Source organism: Orenia metallireducens, assembly GCF_003001995.1.
Taxonomy (GTDB): domain Bacteria; phylum Bacillota; class Halanaerobiia; order Halobacteroidales; family Halobacteroidaceae; genus Orenia; species Orenia metallireducens_B.
Genome location: NZ_PVNB01000016.1, coordinates 1 through 20,584, shown reverse-complemented (window position 1 = coordinate 20,584; position 20,584 = coordinate 1). Strand labels below are relative to the sequence as shown.

Annotated in this window: 21 protein-coding genes and 1 pseudogene; 5 read left to right on the top strand and 17 right to left on the bottom strand. The window is 32.2% G+C overall.

Going from position 1 to position 20,584, the window contains the following annotated elements:
- Positions 1-86 precede the first annotated feature (86 nt).
- The gene (locus BX659_RS19300) at positions 87-1,061 is read left to right on the top strand and encodes a hypothetical protein (protein WP_216358807.1); all 975 of its coding nucleotides are present in this window, start codon (positions 87-89) and stop codon (positions 1,059-1,061) included.
- Positions 1,062-1,131: 70 nt separating this feature from the next.
- Here BX659_RS19300 and BX659_RS11355 read toward each other — a convergent pair whose 3' ends face one another.
- The 6 genes from BX659_RS11355 to BX659_RS11330 form a co-directional block, all read right to left on the bottom strand.
- On the bottom strand, positions 1,132-1,734 hold the full coding sequence (locus BX659_RS11355; RefSeq protein ID WP_097018403.1) for a nitroreductase family protein: 603 nt from the start codon (positions 1,732-1,734) through the stop codon (positions 1,132-1,134).
- Between the two features lie 234 nt (positions 1,735-1,968).
- Entirely contained in the window at positions 1,969-2,394 is a 426-nt protein-coding gene (locus BX659_RS11350) for an Rrf2 family transcriptional regulator (RefSeq protein WP_172431923.1), read from the bottom strand.
- Between the two features lie 210 nt (positions 2,395-2,604).
- Complete coding sequence (locus BX659_RS11345) at positions 2,605-3,060, bottom strand: hypothetical protein (RefSeq protein WP_097018402.1); 456 nt, start codon at positions 3,058-3,060, stop codon at positions 2,605-2,607.
- 12 nt (positions 3,061-3,072) lie between these two features.
- Entirely contained in the window at positions 3,073-4,074 is a 1,002-nt protein-coding gene (floA, locus tag BX659_RS11340) for a flotillin-like protein FloA (protein WP_097018401.1), read from the bottom strand.
- Positions 4,075-4,103: 29 nt separating this feature from the next.
- On the bottom strand, positions 4,104-5,408 hold the full coding sequence (locus BX659_RS11335; RefSeq protein ID WP_097018400.1) for an NfeD family protein: 1,305 nt from the start codon (positions 5,406-5,408) through the stop codon (positions 4,104-4,106).
- A 251-nt stretch (positions 5,409-5,659) separates the two neighbouring features.
- Positions 5,660-6,655: an FAD-dependent oxidoreductase gene (locus BX659_RS11330; RefSeq protein ID WP_097018399.1), complete on the bottom strand. Its 996-nt coding sequence runs from the start codon at positions 6,653-6,655 to the stop codon at positions 5,660-5,662.
- A 766-nt stretch (positions 6,656-7,421) separates the two neighbouring features.
- Between BX659_RS11330 and BX659_RS11325 the strand changes: the two genes are divergently transcribed.
- Positions 7,422-7,676: an AbrB/MazE/SpoVT family DNA-binding domain-containing protein gene (locus BX659_RS11325; RefSeq protein ID WP_097018398.1), complete on the top strand. Its 255-nt coding sequence runs from the start codon at positions 7,422-7,424 to the stop codon at positions 7,674-7,676.
- A 67-nt stretch (positions 7,677-7,743) separates the two neighbouring features.
- Here the strand turns inward: BX659_RS11325 and BX659_RS11320 are convergent, their stop codons facing one another.
- Positions 7,744-8,397, bottom strand: a complete 654-nt coding sequence (locus tag BX659_RS11320; RefSeq protein ID WP_253250755.1) for a transglycosylase SLT domain-containing protein — start codon at positions 8,395-8,397, stop codon at positions 7,744-7,746.
- A 711-nt stretch (positions 8,398-9,108) separates the two neighbouring features.
- Between BX659_RS11320 and BX659_RS11315 the strand changes: the two genes are divergently transcribed.
- Positions 9,109-9,813 (top strand): PAS domain-containing protein, encoded by a 705-nt coding sequence (locus BX659_RS11315; protein WP_106231838.1) that lies wholly within the window; start codon positions 9,109-9,111, stop codon positions 9,811-9,813.
- Between the two features lie 7 nt (positions 9,814-9,820).
- Positions 9,821-11,071, top strand: a complete 1,251-nt coding sequence (locus BX659_RS11310; protein WP_106231837.1) for a putative bifunctional diguanylate cyclase/phosphodiesterase — start codon at positions 9,821-9,823, stop codon at positions 11,069-11,071.
- A 40-nt stretch (positions 11,072-11,111) separates the two neighbouring features.
- Here the strand turns inward: BX659_RS11310 and BX659_RS11305 are convergent, their stop codons facing one another.
- The 4 genes from BX659_RS11305 to BX659_RS11290 all read right to left on the bottom strand — a co-directional run bounded on the left by BX659_RS11305 (position 11,112) and on the right by BX659_RS11290 (position 14,309).
- Positions 11,112-11,429, bottom strand: coding sequence for a hypothetical protein (locus BX659_RS11305; RefSeq protein ID WP_106231835.1), 318 nt, complete (start codon positions 11,427-11,429; stop codon positions 11,112-11,114).
- 151 nt (positions 11,430-11,580) lie between these two features.
- Positions 11,581-12,156 (bottom strand): class I SAM-dependent methyltransferase, encoded by a 576-nt coding sequence (locus BX659_RS11300; protein WP_106231834.1) that lies wholly within the window; start codon positions 12,154-12,156, stop codon positions 11,581-11,583.
- A gap of 68 nt (positions 12,157-12,224) precedes the next feature.
- Positions 12,225-13,388, bottom strand: coding sequence for an iron-containing alcohol dehydrogenase family protein (locus tag BX659_RS11295; protein WP_106231832.1), 1,164 nt, complete (start codon positions 13,386-13,388; stop codon positions 12,225-12,227).
- A gap of 165 nt (positions 13,389-13,553) precedes the next feature.
- Entirely contained in the window at positions 13,554-14,309 is a 756-nt protein-coding gene (locus BX659_RS11290) for a hypothetical protein (RefSeq protein ID WP_181186436.1), read from the bottom strand.
- A 303-nt stretch (positions 14,310-14,612) separates the two neighbouring features.
- On the opposite strand from BX659_RS11290, the gene BX659_RS11285 reads away from it, so the two are divergent.
- Positions 14,613-14,978 carry a hypothetical protein gene (locus tag BX659_RS11285; RefSeq protein WP_097018394.1) on the top strand — a complete coding sequence of 122 codons (366 nt, stop codon included), beginning with the start codon at positions 14,613-14,615 and terminating at the stop codon, positions 14,976-14,978.
- Between the two features lie 42 nt (positions 14,979-15,020).
- On the opposite strand, the gene BX659_RS11280 is transcribed toward BX659_RS11285, so the two are convergent.
- The 6 genes and pseudogenes from BX659_RS11280 to BX659_RS19690 all read right to left on the bottom strand — a co-directional run.
- Entirely contained in the window at positions 15,021-15,665 is a 645-nt protein-coding gene (locus tag BX659_RS11280; RefSeq protein WP_097018393.1) for a hypothetical protein, read from the bottom strand.
- Positions 15,666-15,922: 257 nt separating this feature from the next.
- Positions 15,923-16,270, bottom strand: a complete 348-nt coding sequence (locus BX659_RS11275) for a single-stranded DNA-binding protein (RefSeq protein WP_097018392.1) — start codon at positions 16,268-16,270, stop codon at positions 15,923-15,925.
- A 145-nt stretch (positions 16,271-16,415) separates the two neighbouring features.
- Positions 16,416-17,717, bottom strand: a complete 1,302-nt coding sequence (locus BX659_RS11270; RefSeq protein WP_097018391.1) for a CCA tRNA nucleotidyltransferase — start codon at positions 17,715-17,717, stop codon at positions 16,416-16,418.
- Between the two features lie 178 nt (positions 17,718-17,895).
- Entirely contained in the window at positions 17,896-18,705 is an 810-nt protein-coding gene (locus BX659_RS11265) for a DUF2935 domain-containing protein (RefSeq protein ID WP_097018390.1), read from the bottom strand.
- Between the two features lie 252 nt (positions 18,706-18,957).
- Complete coding sequence (gene dnaN, locus BX659_RS11260) at positions 18,958-20,058, bottom strand: DNA polymerase III subunit beta (RefSeq protein WP_097018389.1); 1,101 nt, start codon at positions 20,056-20,058, stop codon at positions 18,958-18,960.
- Positions 20,059-20,485: 427 nt separating this feature from the next.
- Positions 20,486-20,584: pseudogene (locus tag BX659_RS19690) on the bottom strand (fructose-6-phosphate aldolase); the annotation flags it as partial.

Here is a 20,584-nt window from a genome sequence, read left to right as displayed (position 1 = left end):
ATATCTTAATTATTGGACAAGATGACTAGTTATTTACATAGAATCTTGTTTGATAATAACTATTATTTTTTAGGAGGAAGATAAATATGAGGAAATTTTTTAGTTTAAGTCTAATATTCTTATTATCACTGGTAGTATTAGCAGGGTGTGGTGGAAATCAAACTGCTACAACTGAACAAGAGCCTAAAGAAGAGATTGATACTGTAACAACAGCATCGATAGTAAGTGATGAGGCTGCTTTTGTAAAAGCTATCAGCAAAGATGGAACTTGGATTATTGCTACTTTAAATAACTTATCTTTTGATAAAGAGTTAGTTGTAGAAGGTACTTTCCATAATAAAGGTAAGGCTAGTAATGATGTATACCGTAAATTAGCCCCTTATACTCAAGATGAGAACCACAATATCACTGAAAGTTTTACTATCACTGCTCCAAAGATGATTATTAAAAGTCCTAACACTCGATTCCAAGGTGGTATCTTTGTTGGTGACATTTATGTTGAGGCTAATGGCTTTAATGTAAATAAAGCTACAGTTAAAGGTAATATCTACTTTGCTAAAGAGGAGTATAAAGACAGCTTTTCAGTATCTAAAGGCGAAGTAACTGGTGTTAGTGAAGTGAAAGGTGAAGCAGATGTAGTAACAGCAGCTTCAATTGTAAGTGATGGAGAAGTATTCAAAAAAGCTATAGGTAAAGATGGTAAGTGGATTATTGCTACTTTAAATGACTTAACCTTTGATGAAGAGTTAGTTGTAGAAGGTACCTTCCATGATAAAGGTAAGTCTAGCAATAAAGTATATCGTAAATTAGCTCCTTATGCTCAAGATGAAAGTCACAATATCACTGAAAAATATACTATCACTGCTCCAAAGATGATTATTAAAAGTCCTAACACTCGATTCCAAGGTGGTATCTTTATTGGTGACATTTATGTAGAGGCTAATGGCTTTAATGTAAATAAAGCTACAGTTAAAGGTAATATCTACTTTGCTAAAGAAGAATATAAAGATAGCTTTACAGTATCTAAAGGTGAAGTAACTGGTGTTACTGAAGTAAAATAATATAACTATAGAGTATCCAAAGATAAAACCATAACAAAGACCCCAGGTATATACCTGGGGTCTTTTATATTTACACCCTATCAATAACTATCTCATCTAAGGATAGTCGTGGTCTTGGTGCTGGGTTATCTGCTGCATAGCCTATCGGCAATAATGCCACTGCTTCTATATTATCATCTAAATTTAATAATTCTGATAATTTCTGCTGATTAAACATCATCACCCAGCAACTACCTATGCCCAGCTCTGTTGCTTGTAAAGTCATATTCTCGATAGCAATAGACAAGTTTAAATGTAAGTACCTTTTAGCATCTTCTTCACTCATTTTACGTCCTTTATATCCAGAACTACCAACCTTTTCTAAAGCAGTTCCCTTAAAAGCACCTGCCTTACTCAATTCCTGAAGCCTATCTGGTACCTTCTCTAAAGAATTGTTATCAACACAACAGACTATTGTAACAGGTGCACCTCCTACAAAATCTAAAGTACACCCCTTTAATTCTTCTCTCATCTTATCAGACTCTACTACAATAAACCTCCAGGGCTGTACATTAGTCCCTGATGGTGCCAATCTCGCGGCTTCTAAAATCAACTCTACATCCTCTTCTTTTAACTTATCTGATTTAAAATTTCTAATACTTCTTCTCTGCCTAATTGCTTCTTTAATATCCACTTCTTATCACCCCTATTTAGTCCTAGTAATTACTCATTATGTATCTCTTTCAATTCACTATTATTTTTAACTTATTAAAGCTTTATTATCAAATTAGCTAAACCACCTCCACCTTAGTCTAGATATGTAATATTTTTTATTACATTTGTGACAAAAATATTATCCTACTACTTTTAAAAATGTATTGATAGTAGGATAATTCTAATGTAATTATAATTGTTACAGTTACTTTTGTCAAGACCGGTTTTCTTTACATCTCTTTTTCAATATGTTAAAGATATCCTGAATAGTATACTCTTCTAAAAACTCCCCTACCCTCTCTTCAGCCTTGTAAAATATAACATCTAATACATCCTCAATATTTGCCCCAATCTCACAATTACAGCTATGGCACTTAGGCTTTAGTGTGTTCTTAGATGTTAATCTATAGATATCCTTTAAAGAGATTTTATCTGCAGATATTTTTAAGATAAAACCACCTTTAGCACCCTCTTTAGATTCAATATATCCATTCTTTCTTAATAGACTCAATATCTTTCTAACTCTTACTGGATGAACCTTCATACTCTCTGCCATAGACTTACTAGTTTCCATCCTTTCAGGACTATAAATTAATAAGACTAAACTATGCACAGCAAGAGCAAAATCACTATTCATCATAATCATATAACCCCTTTTAGATTTCTTATTTTCTCCATTGCCTAGTATAAAACTTACAAATAAATATGTCAAGGGATTTAAAGGATTCTTGATATATTATCTTAAGAATCTAATCTATTTGATTAAATTTCATAAAACCTCAAAAAAATTTATACAGTTCAAAAATAACAGAAGGTAAGCAGTTGCTTACCTTCTACTTTATTTTAAAGATCAATGATGATATTTATAGGGTTTTTTTGATCGTGGCTTATCAATGATCTCCTTAAATACTATCCCTCTAAGAATACTCTCTTCAACAGAATCTAAATCAATCACTTGAAATCCTTTGCTATCTTTAATTTCATCTTGCTTCTTCTTATTCTTTTTATCTTTAATCTTCTTCTTTTTAACAGAATCTCTTTCTTTCTTTTTACTTATCTTGCTATGATATTCTTTTTCTATCTCTTCTTGAATCTTATCTTTTTGCTGGCTAATAGAACTATTATTGATCTCTAAAGGAGTCTCTATTTTTTTATTATCAACACTAGTTTTTGGAGAGATTTTCTCCTGAGATTTACCCTTCTGCTGATTCTGATTAGCTTCCTCTGTGGAAGTCTTGATTAATCTACCAATTCCTGCAATTATTATCCACACTAGAAAGGGCATAATATCTTCTATAAAATCCATTTATATCAGCCCCTACTCTTTATCTTTTTTCAAAGGCTTCTCAGGTTTATTTCCAGAACCTAAGCTAGAGATATTCTCTCTCATCTGAGTATCTGCTTTAAGATTCTGTAAATTCATATAGTCCATTACTCCTATCTTGCCAGTTCGTAAGGCCTCTGCCATAGCTTTAGGAACTTCTGCTTCTGCCTCAACTACCTTAGCTCTCATCTCTTGTACTCTAGCTCTCATTTCTTGCTCTTCTGCTACAGCCATAGCTCTTCTCTCTTCAGCCTTGGCTTGAGCAATCTCTTTATCTGCTTCTGCCTGATCAGTCTGTAATTGAGCACCAATATTCTTTCCTACATCAACATCGGCAATATCAATCGATAGAATCTGGAATGCTGTACCAGAATCTAGCCCCTTTCCTAATACAGTCTTAGAAATAGAGTCTGGATTCTCCAAGACTTTAGTATGGGCTTCAGCAGAACCAACAGTAGTTACAATACCTTCTCCAACCCTTGCTAATATAGTCTCTTCTCCTGCTCCACCAACTAAGCGATCAATATCAGCTCTAACTGTAACTCTTGCAGTTGCCATCACCTGAATTCCATCCATAGCTACTGCAGTTACAACTGGTGTTTGAATTACCTTAGGGTTAACACTCATTTGTACTGCTTCTAATACATCCCTACCAGCTAAATCAATAGCTGTAGCTTGTTTAAAACTTAAATCAATCTCAGCTCTTTGGGCAGCAATTAGAGCATCTACTACTCTATCAACATTACCTCCTGCCAAATAATGTGTCTCTAGCTGTTCTGTTGTTACATCTAATCCAGCCTTATGAGACTTGATCATTGGACTAATGATATGGGTTGGTATAACTCGACGTAATCTCATTCCAACAAGATTTAATAGACTAATTTTAACACCTGCTGCAATAGCGGAAATCCACAATCCTACTGGGATAAAATAAAAGAATACAGAGAGGAACAAAATACCAAATACAATAATAAAAATCGCTAAGCCTCCAGTCAACTTTATCACTCCTTGTCATTTTTTACTTCTTACTCCTTACTCTTCACTGCCCTAACAACTACTCTACTTCCTTCAACCTTAATTATCTCTACCTCTTCACCTTTAGCGATAAATCCACCTTCACTGACCACATCAAATCTATCACCATCAACCTCCACAATTCCTGCTGGTCTTAAAGTTGTTAGAGTATATCCAGCTTTACCCAAGATAGCAATATCTTTTGGAGCAGCTATATAGCCCAAATCTTTAGTCTGGCTCTCCTCTAAGGAAATTCTATGCCATAACTTGCTTGTTCCAAAGACTCTCACAATAATTACTGTTCCAATTACCGATAGAATAAATACGGTAGCTAAGACCATTAAAGCAATATCTGGTGTTGGGAATAAGAAATAAAGGCTAGCAAAGATAGCCAGCAGTCCACCAATGCCTGTTACTCCAAATCCAGGTACTACAAATATCTCTAAGACCATCAAGATTATACCTACTAAAAATAATATGACTAATCCCCAGCTTGCTACACCATTGATAATATATCCACTAAAGAAGATTCCTAAACTGACTAGGCCTATTGTACCACCTACTCCAAAACCAGGTGCTAAAGCTTCAAAAACTAAAGCTATAAATCCTATAGTTAATAATAAGATGCTAACATTGGGGTTGGTAACAACTCTTGCCAACTTTTCAGCAGTAGTAGCTTCAACCTTTACTACCTTGGCTTCTGATAGATCTAATTTCTTTAATAGACCCTTAAAATCATCAACTAGCAAATCAGCCATCCCATGCTCTAATGCCTCCTGAGCAGTCAAGGTTAATAGTTTATCCTTGGCTATAATACCTTCAACCTTTATATCCTTATCAACCATAGCTGCTGCTAAATCAGAATTCTTAGCTCTTCTTTCTGCTGTTGCTTTAAACTCTTTACGCAAAGCTGAAATATATTTTTCTTCATTGGGTCTAGTCTCAGCAGCTCCCATACTACTACCAGGAAGCATCACCAGCTTCTCACCTGAAAGTGCAATCAAAGCACCTGCTGACCAAGCTCTATTTGCTACATATGTAACTGTAGGAATCTTAGTAGCAAAGATTGCATCTTTAACCTTAATTCCTGAGTCTACTAATCCACCATAGGTATCAATCTTAAAGATAATAACATCTGCTCCCGCCGCTTCTGCTTCTGCTATCCCTTTTTTTACTAGTTTTAACATTCCAGGATTTACAGTCCCCTGAATTGGTATCTGATATACCAAATCTGAAGGTCTAGCCTCAGCTTTAAGAAGTAATAGAGAACTTAGAAATATCATTACAGAAAATAAAATAGTCATTCTCTTTTTCATCTACTCACCCCCTTTCTAGAATTATTATTAATCTATTAGATTTATTTATTACATAATTATCTAAAAAGATAAAATCACCTTTAAATTAGATCATAAATAATTAATATTATTAAAATTTTATACTAATATAGAATTAATAGAGTATAGATATATTAAAAACTTAACTTTACTAATTTGCTCAATAATAAAAATCATCCCCAAATATTTGAAGATGATAATTTTATAAATAAGACTTATCTGTTTCATCAACTTTACTCTGCTAACTTTAAAATATAATCATAGGCTACTAAAGCAGCTTTAGAACCTTCACCTGCTGCTATAATAATCTGCTTAAAGGGAACAGAGGTTACATCTCCAGCTGCAAAAACCCCTTCAACACTGGCTTTACATTCACAATCGATTACTATCTCGTTATAGGGATTTAATTCTAGCTTATTATCGATAAACTCTGTATTTGGCACAAGACCAATCTCCACAAATACTCCATTGATCTCCATCTCTCTTTGCTGATTATTCTTCTTGTCTCTGATTACAACACTATTAACCAGTTGCTCACCTTTAATCTCTACTAACTCATGTTCAGTTAAGATATTCACATTGTTGAATTTATCCAACTTATCAATTAAGATTTGATCTGCTGTCAATCTATCTTGGTCTTGAATTAGAGTTACTTGCTCAGCCAATTTAGCCAAGTCAATACTCGCCTCTACTCCTGAGTTACCACCTCCTACAACTATTACCTTTTTCCCTCTATACAAAGGGGCATCACAGGTAGCACAATAAGAGACTCCTCTACCAGTTAACTCTTCTTCTCCAGCTATACCCAAAGTTCTTGAAACCTTTCCTGTGGCAATAATCAGAGCACGAGCTTGATAAGTCTTCCCTGCAGCTGTACTTACCTTCTTAATCTTATCATTAATATCTATAGCTGTTACTTTTGAGCCCTGTTCAAATCCTATCTCAAACTGTTCTACCTGAGCTCTAAATTTCTCAACTAGCTGTGCCCCTTCAATATATCTATAACCGATATAATTCTCTATATCTATAGTGTATAACAGTTGTCCACCTATATCTTCAGTAATTAAACCTGTCTCAATTCCCTTTCTCATACAATAAATTGCTGCAGAAAGTCCAGCTGGGCCTCCTCCTATAATCAATATCTCATAAACCTTTTCACTATCTAGGGCAATAGCCTTATTCTTACTATGTAGCTGATCAGACTGCTTTAAATTTAATTTAGATTCCATCTATTTATCTGCCTCCTAATGATCTAATACAAGATTTATTCTATGATTAAATACTCTAAGCTACTACTATTTTTCTCGATTCTTCTGTATTTTATTTATTAACAGAGATTTTAGTAAGCATAAAGCCTTGTAGTAGTATAAGAACTTACACAATATAGAGAAAAAGCGACATTTAGGCGGCAGGTGGGTAGGGATTAGGAAAATCCAACTGCCTAACCATTCAGCCACCTATCTACCGAACACCTAAAAATATCGCAATATCTCCATAAAAAATACTATTAACATCTAAATTCAACTAGCACAATAGGACAATATAGATATGCAATTTATATTTGCTTGAAAGTACTATCAAATAAAAAAGCAACAGTACTATTCAAATAATACTGTTGCCCTTTGATTCAATAGATATTATTCAATTTTAGGAGGTAATTCATGGCAAGTTCTTTAGTACTGATTCTTATTATCATTATAATACTAGATATATCTTTTGTCAATAATTTAAATATAGTTTATTGTCTGTTAAAAACAAACTCGCTTATATTTACAAATTAATAACATTATTATAATATTTATAAATTTTTTAATAAATATCATTGATAACCAGTATCACTTATGTTATAATTGTTAATTGTTGTATAAATAAAACTCTTCCATTAATTAAATTTATAATTCTAATATTTTATTTAGGAAGTTATGAAAGTTTTAGCTATAGTTGTCAGTCATCTAATAACCACTAAAATTAAGAATAAAAAGGAGAGATTTGCTAATGAAATCAACAGGTATTGTTAGAAAAATTGATGATTTAGGAAGAATTGTTATCCCAATCGAACTAAGAAGAACTCTAGGAATTGATGTTAAAGACCCTCTAGAAATTTATGTGGATAGCAATATGATTATCTTCAGAAAGTATGAGCCAGCCTGCACTTTCTGTGGTAATGCTGGAGATACTATAGATTTTAAAGGAAAGATTGTTTGTACTGAATGCCTAGATGAAATATCTAATGAAGGTAAAGGTGCTTAATTCTATAAGATGATAAAAAGTAAAAGTAGTAGGGAATTCCCTACTACTTTTTGATATTCAATCAAAATTAATCTAATTTTGCTAATTTATAAGCAAAGTAGTTATCTATTGTACTATCATAGGATCTAATCCTCTGCTGATAATAGTTATATCTTCCTAACACCTTAAATAGATAATTATTATATAATTGATCTAAATCTTTAGAACTAGCCTTAGCAAATCCCTGATTATAAGATACAATAATTTTATCAATATCCCCATTGTACTTATTGTAAGCCAAACCTAAATAATAAACAGCAAATCTAATTCCTAGACCAGTTGGATCTAAAACATCCCACTTATTATAATTAATATTAATTCTTTTAGCAATCCATTTAGCTGTATCGATTCTCATGCTAGCAATTCCAATACTAGCCCCTGAGTCATAATCCTCCCTTGAAACAAAATTAGTCTCTGTCTCCAAAATGGCCGTTACTAACAAGGGATCTATATTTACTTGCAACTCCCTAGAATAATAATCTGACCAATAGATAATATCTTTAGCATACTCTCTAACCCTAACTTTAGACAAAGTAATATTCCCATTATGAGCTATATTGTGGATATACTTAATTCGATAACTGATATAATTCTCTAAAGACTGATAATTATAAGCATAAAGGTTTGCATTGAAACCCAAAACCATGATTAACACCAACAAGATACTTAACCTAACCTTCACTTTTAATACCTCCTATACTTATAAACTGATCTACCTTATATGTAATTAACCAATAAAATCCAACTTTCTAATCACTATTAAATACTTATAGAAATCAAGCAAATAATATTACATATAATTTATTTTATGTAAAAAATAACTATTAATAGATTTTATATTATCATATTATTCTATCTACTGTCAATTGTGAATAATCTTTATTTATATAGAAAGATTCAGCTAGTAAATAGTGATAACTTGACTTTTCATTCTTCCCTCTTGACCCTCCTCGGTGCAAGCACACGAAGATTCCTACTTCATAGAAGCGATACTTCGCCATCTCCATAGGCTTAAATTCCTGTCAGTCCGTGGGTATTATTATAATTATATTTAAGCTAGACTAGAAAAATAATCTAATTATAGTATATTAATATATTTAATCTATTATTCACTACCACCAATACTGATACAAACCTACTTGTAAGTTGCTTATTTCTTCAAGATTGAGATTAAATTTACTAGCTAATTTATAAGATTATCTACTTTATTATTTTGATTTATTAAAGTAAGTCTTAAAATCCCTCGATTCTTTAATTTTAATTTTTGCAGGTAAATTACTAATCTATGTAGAACTAATTATTCAAAGCGATTTAATATAAAATGCAGAAACTTTTTATTAATATCTAACATAAGAACTATAACCCTTTAATTAGACCAAGAAAGGAGACTATAATGATATCCTTTAAAAAGAGATTATTTATTATAGCCACAATTATATTAACCCTATCCTTAGCCTTTGTATATAATCATAACATTTCAAATCAGAATAAATCAATTGAAGAAGAGACTATTCTTATTCTAAATTCCCATAACACTTCCCCTCTCTCTTTCTTGAATGAATATAAAAATTTAATCGTTTTCATTATTATCTTAATCTTATTGGTATTATTCTTAATAATAAACAATATTAGAATAAATAATGTTAAAAATAAACTCTATAAAGAAAAAGAATTTAAAGAAAATATAATCAATACAGCCAATACTCTAATCTTTACCTTAAATGGAGAGGGTAAAATTATCAATTTTAATCAATATGCTGAAAGAGAGACTGGTTTTAAGGCTGAAGATGTTTTAAATAAGAGTATTTACGAAATACTCATTCCCTCTAATCTAATAAAAAAAGCCAAAGAAGTATTTAATCCTATCTTTACTGAAGAGAAGATTCGCAATAGAGAATTATCTATACTATGTAAGGATAATAAACAGAAACTTATCTCTTGGAGTATCTCACAGATTGTAAACTTTAATCAAGAGGTTGATGGTATCTTAGCTATAGGGATAGATATTACTAAGCATAAGCAGGCTGAAGAGGCTTTAAAATATCAATCACTTCACGATTCATTGACTGGATTAGCAAACCGAGAGAGAGGGCTTTAGCAAACAGTTGCAGATTGAAATTGAAATTGCCAAGCATAACAATGAAAAGCTTGCAGTATTCTTTTTAGATATAGATAGATTTAAATTAATTAATGATATTCATGGTCATCAAACAGGGGATCTAATATTATTAGAATTGACTAAGCGTTTAAAGAATATTTTAAATAACAGAGAGATGATTGCTAGAATGGGTGGTGATGACTTCATTGGAATTTTACCACAAATCCAGAATCATAAACATGATATTCCAGAAATCACCCAACGCTTAACCAAAATCTTTGATAAACCTTTTATTATAAAGGATAATAGGTTCATTCTAACTGCTAGTATAGGAATCTCCTTTTATCCTGATGATAGTATCCATGAAGAAACCCTACTTAGAAATGCTGATACAGCAATGTATAAAGCTAAGGAAGAAGCAGGAACTTCCTTTCAATTATACAACAATAATATGAATTTACAAGTCAATAAAAAGCTATATATGGAACAGAATCTAAGAAGAGCTATCCAAAATAAAGAACTTAGAGTCTACTATCAACCAATTGTAGATATTAAGACAGGAAAGATAAAAAAAGCAGAAGCTTTAGTAAGATGGGAACATCCTACTGAAGGTTTAATATCTCCTGGAAAGTTTATTCCTTTAGCTGAGGAGACTGGTTTAATCGTTCCTTTAGGAGAGTATGTACTAAAAGAGGCCTGCCTTCAAGCTCAAGCATGGATAGATCAAGACTATCAACCAATAGAGATTTCAGTTAACCTATCTGCTCAACAATTTCATAAGTCAAATTTAACAGAGACTGTTAAAGATATCTTAGCAGAAACAGGGTTAGACCCTAAACTATTGGGGCTAGAGATTACCGAAAGCTTGGCTATGGAGAATATAGAGTTGACTTGCTCTATTTTAGAAGATTTTAAAAAAATGAATGTCAAGATATTATTAGATGATTTTGGAACTGGTTATTCATCTTTAAGTTACCTTACTAAGTTTGCTGTAGATATCATTAAAATCGATCGTTCCTTTATCAGTAACTTCCACAATAATAGTAAACGGAGTGCTATTGTATCTGCTATTATAGCTATGGCTAATAAATTGACGATGAAGACTGTGGCTGAAGGTGTCGAGAATTGGGAAGAGATTAAATTTCTAAATGATTATAAGTGTGATGAAGCCCAAGGCTATCTCTTCAGTAAGCCTGTACCTGCCAAGGACTTTGAGGATTTATTGAAACAGAAGATAGAATTTAAAGCACAAGCCTAATAAACTAATAAGAGCCATAAATATGGCTCTTATTAGTTTATTATCTGATCCTCAAATAGAAAGCTAAGTGATTTTTCATCTCTACTGAATCTAAACGGTTTTCTGAAGAAATCAGATAATGACCTCCCTCTAAAGTGGCTTTAAAGTCTTTAAAGCCTGCATCTCTTAAATATCCTTCTAGATCAGATATACGATTATTTTCAGTTAAGAGCACCTTATCTCCTACAAACTCATCATTGACATAAACATGATACCTGTCATGGTACAACTTCTGCCCATTATCTAGCATCTCTCCATTTTGATAATAGTTAGTAGAGAAAAGTCCACCAAAACTCCAATGGTTATTAAATAGTACCATCTTTCACAGCCCCTTTCTGAGCTTAATTTACTCACTTAACTTTAATTTAAGTATATCCTTATTTTCTTTATTCAATAAGTTGACTAAAGAAAAAGAAAAGAGTAACTCTTGTGAAGAAGAGTTACTCTTTTTAAATAAAATTAAGTTATCTCTATCCTTTTTGAGCAATAACTCCATAATGATTCTCACTTAGCTCTATCTCTTTTAGCAGTTTGATATTATGGACAGTTAATAATTTAGATAACTCCTCTAAGCCTATTCGATGCTTCAGAGGTGGTCCACTTTCAGTCTCAACCTTCTTCCACTCAATAATCGCCAATTTCCCTCCACTTTTTAACTTCTGCAAATAGTTCTCTAAAAATTTATCTTTATCCTCTATCTCATGAATCACATAGGAGATTAAAATAAAATCAAGGCTATTATCTTTTAATTTAGCACCATATTCATCAGCTTTGATCAGCTCAATATTTTTAAGCTGATTAGCTTCAATCTTATCTTGTAAGTAATCTAACATCTCCAAGGAAGTATCGATAGCATAAACTTCTCCCTTTTCACCTACTATCTCACTGGCGACAATAGTAAAATAACCTGTTCCACAACCAATATCAGCTACCTTGTCACCCTCTAATAACATCAGTCTCTCCAAAGTCTCTTTAGGAGGCATTGCCTTTCTTCTCTCTGGATTATCTAATTTATGCTTATTTTTAGGATTAAACTTGTGTACCATCAAATCTACCCCTTTACTATATAGTCATTATAAATCTTAAATTATACAATTAATATTCTAGAAGTTTATTAAAATACCTTCTCCAGAATCATTCTCATCTCCTCTGCTGTCGGCTCTTTAGGATTATTTCTCATATCTTCATGATCACAGGCTGCTTGTCCCAACTCTAATAACAAATCCTCTGCTACTCCAAAATCTCTAAGTTTAGCCTTTACACCCAATCTCTGATTTAGCTCTTTTAAATCTTCCACTAAAGCAGTTATTGCCTCTTGCTCAGTCAACTCATTAACCTTAATCCCAAAAGCTTCTGCTATATCTAAATAAGCCTCTTGAAAATCCTTAGCATTATATTCAACAACATAAGGTAATACCATAGCAATCCCTAATCCATGGGGAAGCTTATACCTTCCGCCTAAAACCATCGCTAAGGCGTGTGCTGCACCTACCCCTGCTTGAGAGATGACCATTCCACTTAAGGTAGCTCCTAAAGCAAGTTTAGTTCTTGCCTGAAGATTACCTTCATCATTAACAGCATCATAAATAGCAGCTCTAATCAATTCAATAGACTCTAAGGATAATAAGTCTGAAATAATATTCCCTTCTGGTGATAGATAGGCCTCCATAGCTTGGCATAATGCATCTATTGCAGTATAGACTGTCATCTCTTTAGGAAGGGTAAAGGTCAATTCAGGGTCTACTATGGCTACTTGGGGAAAGAGATAAGGTGAGAATAATACCCTCTTACTCTCTTCTTCTTTATCACTAATCACTGCCACAGGGGTTACTTCACTTCCTGTTCCCGAGGTTGTAGGAATAGTGACTATTGGAAGTACATCAGAAGTAATCCCTTCAGCCCCTATCTTAGCACCAACTAAATAATCTCTGATCTTAGCAGGATGGGTTCTAGCTACAGCAATTGCCTTAGCAGCATCTATACTACTGCCTCCACCCACTCCAATAATAAACTCACTGTCATTATCTTCAGCAAATTTAGCACCTCTTTCTACCAATTCTGCTGAAGGATCTTCCTCTACCTCAGCAAACACATCATAATCTATTTCTGCTTCATCTAAATATTCCTCTAGCATTGCCAATATGCCAACCTTCTCTATATTGGAATCTGTTACCACTAAAGCCTTATTCCCATATTCACCAATTAATTGCCCTATCTCCCCTAACTTACCAGGACCAAAAGCCACCTTAGTAGGTGAATAGTATTCAAAATCAAACATAACTCATCACTCCAGTTTCTAAATTTTATTTTATTAATAGTATTGCATTATTTACTATTTCTAATCTTAAAATTTAGCATATATCTAGAGTAACTAATAAATAACCCTAAAAGAAATAAAAAATTCTATCTACTGAGATAGTAGATAGAACCTTAGAAATGCTATTTAATCTTTAAAAGGAGTAAATAATAACTTCTCTTGATTCCAAAGATAAACTTCTTGACTATCTGAAGAACTAAGCTCTTGACCCTTACTCTGCTCTAAATCTTCTACCTTTAGTTCTTGCTTCCTTCCTCTAGCTATAATCTTTTCTTTAGAAGCAAAGGATAGATCTACTTCTTCAACCTTAATTAGCCACCCTTGCTCTAAAGGCTCAGCTACTTTTAAATAGGTCACTCTTTCCCAAACTTTTTTTATAGCTAAGTCTTTATCTATAAAATAAATAGATTTAGTCTTGCTTTCAAAAAAGGCACCAAAACGCTCATCTAGATATTCTTCTACTACTATTGCTTTATACTCAAGGTCAGGAAGTTCAATAAAGTTAAGACTAGTGATAGGCAGCAGATCCTCTATAAGCAATTTAAGATGATATCCAGAGTTTGATTTGATAAAAATTGCTAATAGCCCATTATCTTTAGGAAGAGATAGAGCAACTATCAGTTCTTCTTCCTCATTTCCATAAATATTAGCAAACTTTATATCACTTCTAAGCATAGAATCATCTAACCAATTATCTAGTCTTAAACTCTTTAATATACTCTGACTTAACTCTCTTTTTACCTGTCTATCATCTCCGTCAACTTCACCTTTTAGGATCAATATAGCATCCTCTTTTACTATCAAGCCTTTATCAGATACAGACTCTAAAATTTCTTCTGCAAATACTGGTTTTAAATTGCCTAGCAAAGCCACTAAAATCAAGACAGTAACTAAAACCAGTGATTGTTTGTTAACTATCACCTCCTTATATATAGTCTGTAGTTAAAGTAATAAATTCATACTTCAATTTTAAAGAGATGATAATAAATAAAATCAGAAATACTTGTGTTTAGCTAAATTATAGATTAAAATTATATAATAATTATTTTTCTTATTATTTTTTTGATTCTTTATAGGTAATATAATAAAATTATTATATTAATTTACTCAGTTAAAGCATTGCAATTCGCAATGATATTTAATAAAAAGAGCTATGTCAAACAAAATCATCATAGGAGATTAAAGATGAATAACTATACTATTAGATATAATCCTTTAAAAAATAGAATATATATTACTTTTAGCAAAGCATTAGACCTTAAAGAGGCTAAAAAATATGCTCAGGAGATCAATCAGCTTATTAACAAAGCTAAACCAAATTTTACAACTTATCTTGATATCTCTTGTGACCCTATCCACTCTAAAAAAGTAAATGATCTCTTTGATAACCTTAGAAAAAATATTATAGATAAAGAGGTTAAAGGAGTAGCTACTATAATGTCCAAATCCAAAGTAGCTGAACTTCAAATTAGAAGAACACTACAAATCTTTAAGCACCATCGTATATTCTCAAATGGAATTGAAGCTGAAGGCTACCTTGATTCATTATAATTTGGAAATCTTTTCCATAAACTTTATAAATATATAAATTACTTATTCTTCCTTAGTAATCTTATCTCTTGATAAAAGACTTCTGACTAGATTTCTAAAGTAAGATACTCCTCTTCTCTTTAAATATATATATCCCATTATTGAGGAAAATAATGCACCTAAAGAATCTACTATCAAATCCCACATGGTATCCACTAACCCTGATTTCTGCATATTCAAACCAAAAACCCAATCCATAGTAAACTCAAAAATCTCCCATAATACACCTACACTGACTGCAAAGGTAAAGGAGAATATAGCTATAAAGAGAGAACTTAAAGCTAAATTAACTTTAGTATCTTTATTTAATATATAGATTAAGGCAAATCCAATAAAGCCTAATATTACCCCTGATAAGGTATGGAGCATAATATCCCACCACCAAAATTTTAAATAATACTCATTCAATTCACCTAAATATAATGAAGCAAAGATAAAAGCTAAAATTATTAATTGAAAACTGGGAGGGATGTAGATATAATTTTTATCCTTTAAAAAGATCGGCAAATAGGTCAAAGCCAATGTCAATAGTGATGTAAAGAGATTTAACCAATTATCGGTCAATACATTTCCAATAATTGCTCCTAATAAGAGTAACCTAAATAGATTAGCAAGAATAATATATATTCGATGCCTATTATTTAACACTTTTACTTCCTCCTTTCTTTATAATAGAGGTTGAATTAATTTTATAAAAAATCAATATAATCAAAATAAAATGAATTATATAAGTTATTGATAAGAGAAAATAAGAAGATTATTTTGGCTATAATATCTATAATATTTGTTAATAGTGATTAATGTTACTTTAAACTAAAGATTAAGAGTGTATAGGATAAGTTTCTTTAAAATAATAAGATAGTCCTTGGAAAATATTCTCCAAGGACTATCTTATTAAACAATTCTTATGCTGTTGCTTGATTATTAAGCTTGCTTCTATCTAAAAATTTAACATTCTTAGCTACAATTCCCGTCTTATAACGCATCTCTCCACTCTCTTGGTCCTTCCAACTATCAATCTGTATTCTTCCTTCAATTGCTACCAATCTACCCTTCTCTAAATTATCTGCACATTGCTCAGCCAGCTTTCGCCAAACCTCTACATAAATAAAGTCTGTCTTCTGCTCCCCATCTTTGCTCTTATATTCCCTCTCAACAGCAACTACCAGGGTTGCTTTTTTGATCCCACTTGAAAAAACCTTCAACTCAGGATTACAAGCCAATCTACCGATTAAATTAACTTGGTTCAACATTCAAACTCACTCCTCTTCTTTTATTTCCACTTATAATAACCACAATTTACATATTTATGCATTATTATTTTGTTTTTTTAAGTATGGAGTTTTAGAATGAAGCTTAATGGGGATATTGTATCAATTCTCCTATTAACATAAAATTTTATTGTAAATTTAAAATCTCCTTGGCATAATCTAGTCCCCCAGCCAAATCTGAGAACTTCCCATCTAGCTGTGCTCGATAAATTTCCTTCAATAAAACCCCTATTCTTTTACCAGGCTCTACTCCTAAATCTATCAAATGTCTACCCATTATTATTGGCTTAACTTCATCTTTTACCTTATCATAAATCTCTAAAATCTTATCTATATAGCTTAAATCAACTTCAATTCCTCTTCCTAAAGCATCTGCTTGGTGCAGCTTCAATAATTGGGGAATATTAACTTGAGTTACTAACTTTCTAACAGCTTTCTTAGATAAGTGCTCTCTTAGATTTAAAGGACGCATATGATACTTAACTAACTTTTTAACCTCTTCTATTAATTGCTTATTATCGGTAATCTTAGTAAGAAAACCTTCAACCCTCTCTGCACCTGCTTGTTCATGACCATAGAAATGAATCCTATCTTTTGAGCGTTTAACCTTAATATAAGCCTTACCTACATCATGGTAAAGTATTGCTAACATCAGAGCAACATTTCTCTCTGCTATTGGCAATACATCTAAAGCTAGCATAATATGTTCAAAGGCATCACCTTCAGGATGATACTTCTCCCCCTGCTCAACTTCTGCTAATTGATCTATCTCAGGAAATAACTCAGCCAAGACTCCAATTTTCTTCATCCATCTAAAAGCAAGAGAAGGCTTTTCAGCCTTTAAGAGTATCTTCTCTAGCTCAATAAAGACTCTCTCTTTTGCTAGTTCAGCTAACTGTGGAATTAACTCTTTACATAACTTCTCAGTCTCTTGAGCAACTTCAAAGTCAAATCTGGCCTTAAATTGTGCTACTCTTAATACTCTTAGAGGATCTTGCTGGAAGGTAGCCCTATTAACATAGGCGATCATTCCTCTCTTCAAATCCTCTCTTCCACCATAGATATCTATAATCTGCTCCTCTAAAGGGTCATATAACATCGAATTAATAGTTAAATCCCTTCTTAATGTAGCATCTTCTATACTCATTGTAGGCTTTACTATCAACCTTTTTTTCTGTCTATTCTCTATAATTTGTTGGGGAAAAGAGAATTCATACTCCCCTAATAAATAGATAGGATATGATTTTCCTACCAATCTAAACTCCCCATAATCCTCTAATATCCCTTCTAACTCTTGAGGACTGATTTGATAGATCTCTACATCAATATCCTTACTCTCTATCCCTAAAAGCTTATCTCTAACATAACCACCAACAATATAAGCTTTACCACCGATAGCTCTGATATCTTTAAAAATTGATCTTAGCATAATTATTACCCCTTTTCCAATCTATGTAGCTATAATTATATTGACTTATTCAATTAAATATTGATATCAAAGAACGATAATGCGACACTTTAGTAATCAGTGACGAGTGACGGGTAACGGATAAAATCTCCACTCGTTACTGTCTTAATATACCCATATTATTCAACTTACTTCTAATTCACTCCTGCTCTCTAGGTTGAGTAGGATCACACTTTGGAATGTTCAATTCAGTAACTTGGGCTAGTTTAGTCAAGTAATAGCATTCTTCTCGATACATATGATCAGTCAATAAAACAGTCACATTACCTAGTAGCTCTTCATCATACTCCATTCTCTTTAGCCTTTGTAAAAACTCTTGGAATAATTCCATCTCTGCTTTGACCTGACGATTAAAACGGCTTAATGCTGGAAAAGTATCTAGACCAGTCCTTAAATAACCAGAAAACTCTATTGCCTTCAGATGAAGATCTCTGAAGTTTTTAGTAAAAGATCCACTCTTCTCCTGTAGGCTCTGCTCTACGAAATCCAATGCTGCTTGAATAGAAGCTGAATGTCCGTAAGCATCCTGCAACCATAATAGATGACTTTCTATAGGATGCTTAACTGGAGCTGCTTCTCCTCTGATTAAATATTCCAATATAGAAAGATACCTCTCTAATTCATTGACCATGTGATTGATAAAAGTTGGAGTCATATTAATTGAAACATCACTTATTAAATCACTTTCTAAAATATCTAACTTAAATCCTCTAAGCTCTATTGCTTGCTGATAAGCAGTTTCATTCAACCGCTTGACTTCAGCCATTGATAATGATTCTCTGGCCTTATTAAGTAATGAATCAAAACTATCAATAAAATTCTTTGCTATCTCTATGGTATTATACTCCTTTGGACTTAAAGAATTATAAATAAACCTAGAGTGGTCTCCTAAAATCTGTAACCAAAAACGATGTTCAAACAAGGCATTATACAGGTACTCCCTTTGCAAAACTATCCCCTCCTTTTTAAATAATTATATGTTAAATAAAAGGAAAGATGTTTAGCTTGCTTGATTAGTTCACTTTAAGTTTTATTCTTGCATTATTTAAATTTAATCAAAAATAGAAAACACCTCTTAAGGCAGAAAACCCACAGTAACTTTTTACTGTATCTACTTTAAGAGGTGCTAGGATATAATCATCCACTTTAAATCTATATATTATAACAAATATTTATTGTTTTTCTATTAAGCAACATTAATTTAAGCACTTCTTACAGGCATGATTACACAGATATAATCTCCTGATTGACTTTTAACTACACCTGGAGCTAAAGGACCTGATAGCTCTAAAGTAACCTCTTCATTGTCAACAGCCTTTAAAGCATCGATTAAATAATTAGCGTTGAAGGCTATCTCGGTCTCATCACCACTTAAAGAGATTCCTACTCTTTCAAAAGCCTGTCCTACTTCTGGAGCATTTGCAGTAATTACCAGCTCATCTTGAGCAAAGTTAAGCTTGATGATATTGGCATCTTGCCTTGCTAGTAAAGCAGCCCGCTTGATTGCTCTTAATAAGTTCTCTTTGTCAGCCTTTGCTTGAATACTACTCTTATTAGGAATCACATATTTATAGTTTGGGAATTGACCTTCAATCAAACGAGATATCATTATAATCCCTGAAAAGCTGAATAAGATTTGATTGTCAGTAATAATAATCTCTAACTCTTCCTCAGAATGATCAAGTAGCCTACTTAATTCCTTAATAGTCTTAGCAGGAATAATAGACTCAAGCTTCACTTCTTGGTCTTCAAGAGGGCTATGACAATAAGATAATCTATAAGTATCTGTAGCTACTAACTTAATCTCTCCTTCTTCTAATAATAGCAGTCCTCCATTTAAGAAAGGCTTACTCTCATCCTGAGAGATAGCAAACTCGACTTGGTTGATTATATCTTTAAATTTACTTTGAGCAATACTAAAGCTATACCCAGACTCTATCTCTGGCAATGTTGGAAATTCATCAGCTGCAAAACCATTAATATTGAATTTAGAATGACCACATTTGATAAAAGCCGTATTATTAGACTGATTAACCTCCATTCTGACCATATCATTTGGTAGCTCTTTGATAATATTACCAAAATAATTGGCTGGTAAGACAATTTCTCCACTTTCTATGATATTTGCATCTACAAAAGACTCAATCCCTATCTCTAAATCAGTCCCAATTAACTTTAGCTGATCTCCCTCTGTCTTTAATAAGATCCCCGACAGAATCGGTAAGGTTGTCTTAGTAGATACCCCTTTTCTAACTGTATTTATACATTGATGAAATTCTTTTTGATTTACTTCTATCTTCATAAGTACCTCCTAATAAAATTTATAATATTTTATATTAAGTAAGCCATCTAATTTAGTTAAGTATGAATAACGATATCTTGATTCTTATAATATTGTAACTTTAGTATATCCTAAATCCCCTATCATATCTTATCATCTTTAGTACCTATTTTTCAATTATTTAATAGAATAAAATGATATTTTATATACCCATAATGATTATATTAACATAATTTTTAAGCTTCATCAATGAACTTTGTGATTATTAATTTTAAAGTTGTGGTTTTAGCTGATTTTTAAGCTTTTAACAGGAAGTTATTATAACAAAATCTAATTTAAAATATAATAAAAAGATGTGATAAATTAATTTATCACATCTTTTTATTATATCAATCTATCCTTAAACTATAATATCATCAAAAACTCATAAAATATATATTTTATAATATTACCCTTGTGCTTTTTCCCAATCTGCTAAGAAGCTTTCGATTCCTTTATCAGTTAATGGATGATTTGACATCTTTTCAATTACTCCATAAGGAATTGT

Excerpts from the sequence above, each read along its gene's own strand:
- BX659_RS19300 (WP_216358807.1), top strand. The coding sequence starts at position 87 with ATGAGGAAATTTTTTAGTTTAAGTCTAATATTCTTATTATCACTGGTA.
- BX659_RS11350 (WP_172431923.1), bottom strand. The coding sequence starts at position 2,394 with ATGATGAATAGTGATTTTGCTCTTGCTGTGCATAGTTTAGTCTTATTA.
- BX659_RS11345 (WP_097018402.1), bottom strand. The coding sequence starts at position 3,060 with ATGGATTTTATAGAAGATATTATGCCCTTTCTAGTGTGGATAATAATT.
- BX659_RS11335 (WP_097018400.1), bottom strand. The coding sequence starts at position 5,408 with ATGAAAAAGAGAATGACTATTTTATTTTCTGTAATGATATTTCTAAGT.
- BX659_RS11330 (WP_097018399.1), bottom strand. The coding sequence starts at position 6,655 with ATGGAATCTAAATTAAATTTAAAGCAGTCTGATCAGCTACATAGTAAG.
- BX659_RS11325 (WP_097018398.1), top strand. The coding sequence starts at position 7,422 with ATGAAATCAACAGGTATTGTTAGAAAAATTGATGATTTAGGAAGAATT.
- BX659_RS11315 (WP_106231838.1), top strand. The coding sequence starts at position 9,109 with ATGATATCCTTTAAAAAGAGATTATTTATTATAGCCACAATTATATTA.
- BX659_RS11305 (WP_106231835.1), bottom strand. The coding sequence starts at position 11,429 with ATGGTACTATTTAATAACCATTGGAGTTTTGGTGGACTTTTCTCTACT.
- BX659_RS11300 (WP_106231834.1), bottom strand. The coding sequence starts at position 12,156 with ATGGTACACAAGTTTAATCCTAAAAATAAGCATAAATTAGATAATCCA.
- BX659_RS11295 (WP_106231832.1), bottom strand. The coding sequence starts at position 13,388 with ATGTTTGATTTTGAATACTATTCACCTACTAAGGTGGCTTTTGGTCCT.
- BX659_RS11285 (WP_097018394.1), top strand. The coding sequence starts at position 14,613 with ATGAATAACTATACTATTAGATATAATCCTTTAAAAAATAGAATATAT.
- BX659_RS11275 (WP_097018392.1), bottom strand. The coding sequence starts at position 16,270 with ATGTTGAACCAAGTTAATTTAATCGGTAGATTGGCTTGTAATCCTGAG.
- BX659_RS11270 (WP_097018391.1), bottom strand. The coding sequence starts at position 17,717 with ATGCTAAGATCAATTTTTAAAGATATCAGAGCTATCGGTGGTAAAGCT.
- dnaN (WP_097018389.1), bottom strand. The coding sequence starts at position 20,058 with ATGAAGATAGAAGTAAATCAAAAAGAATTTCATCAATGTATAAATACA.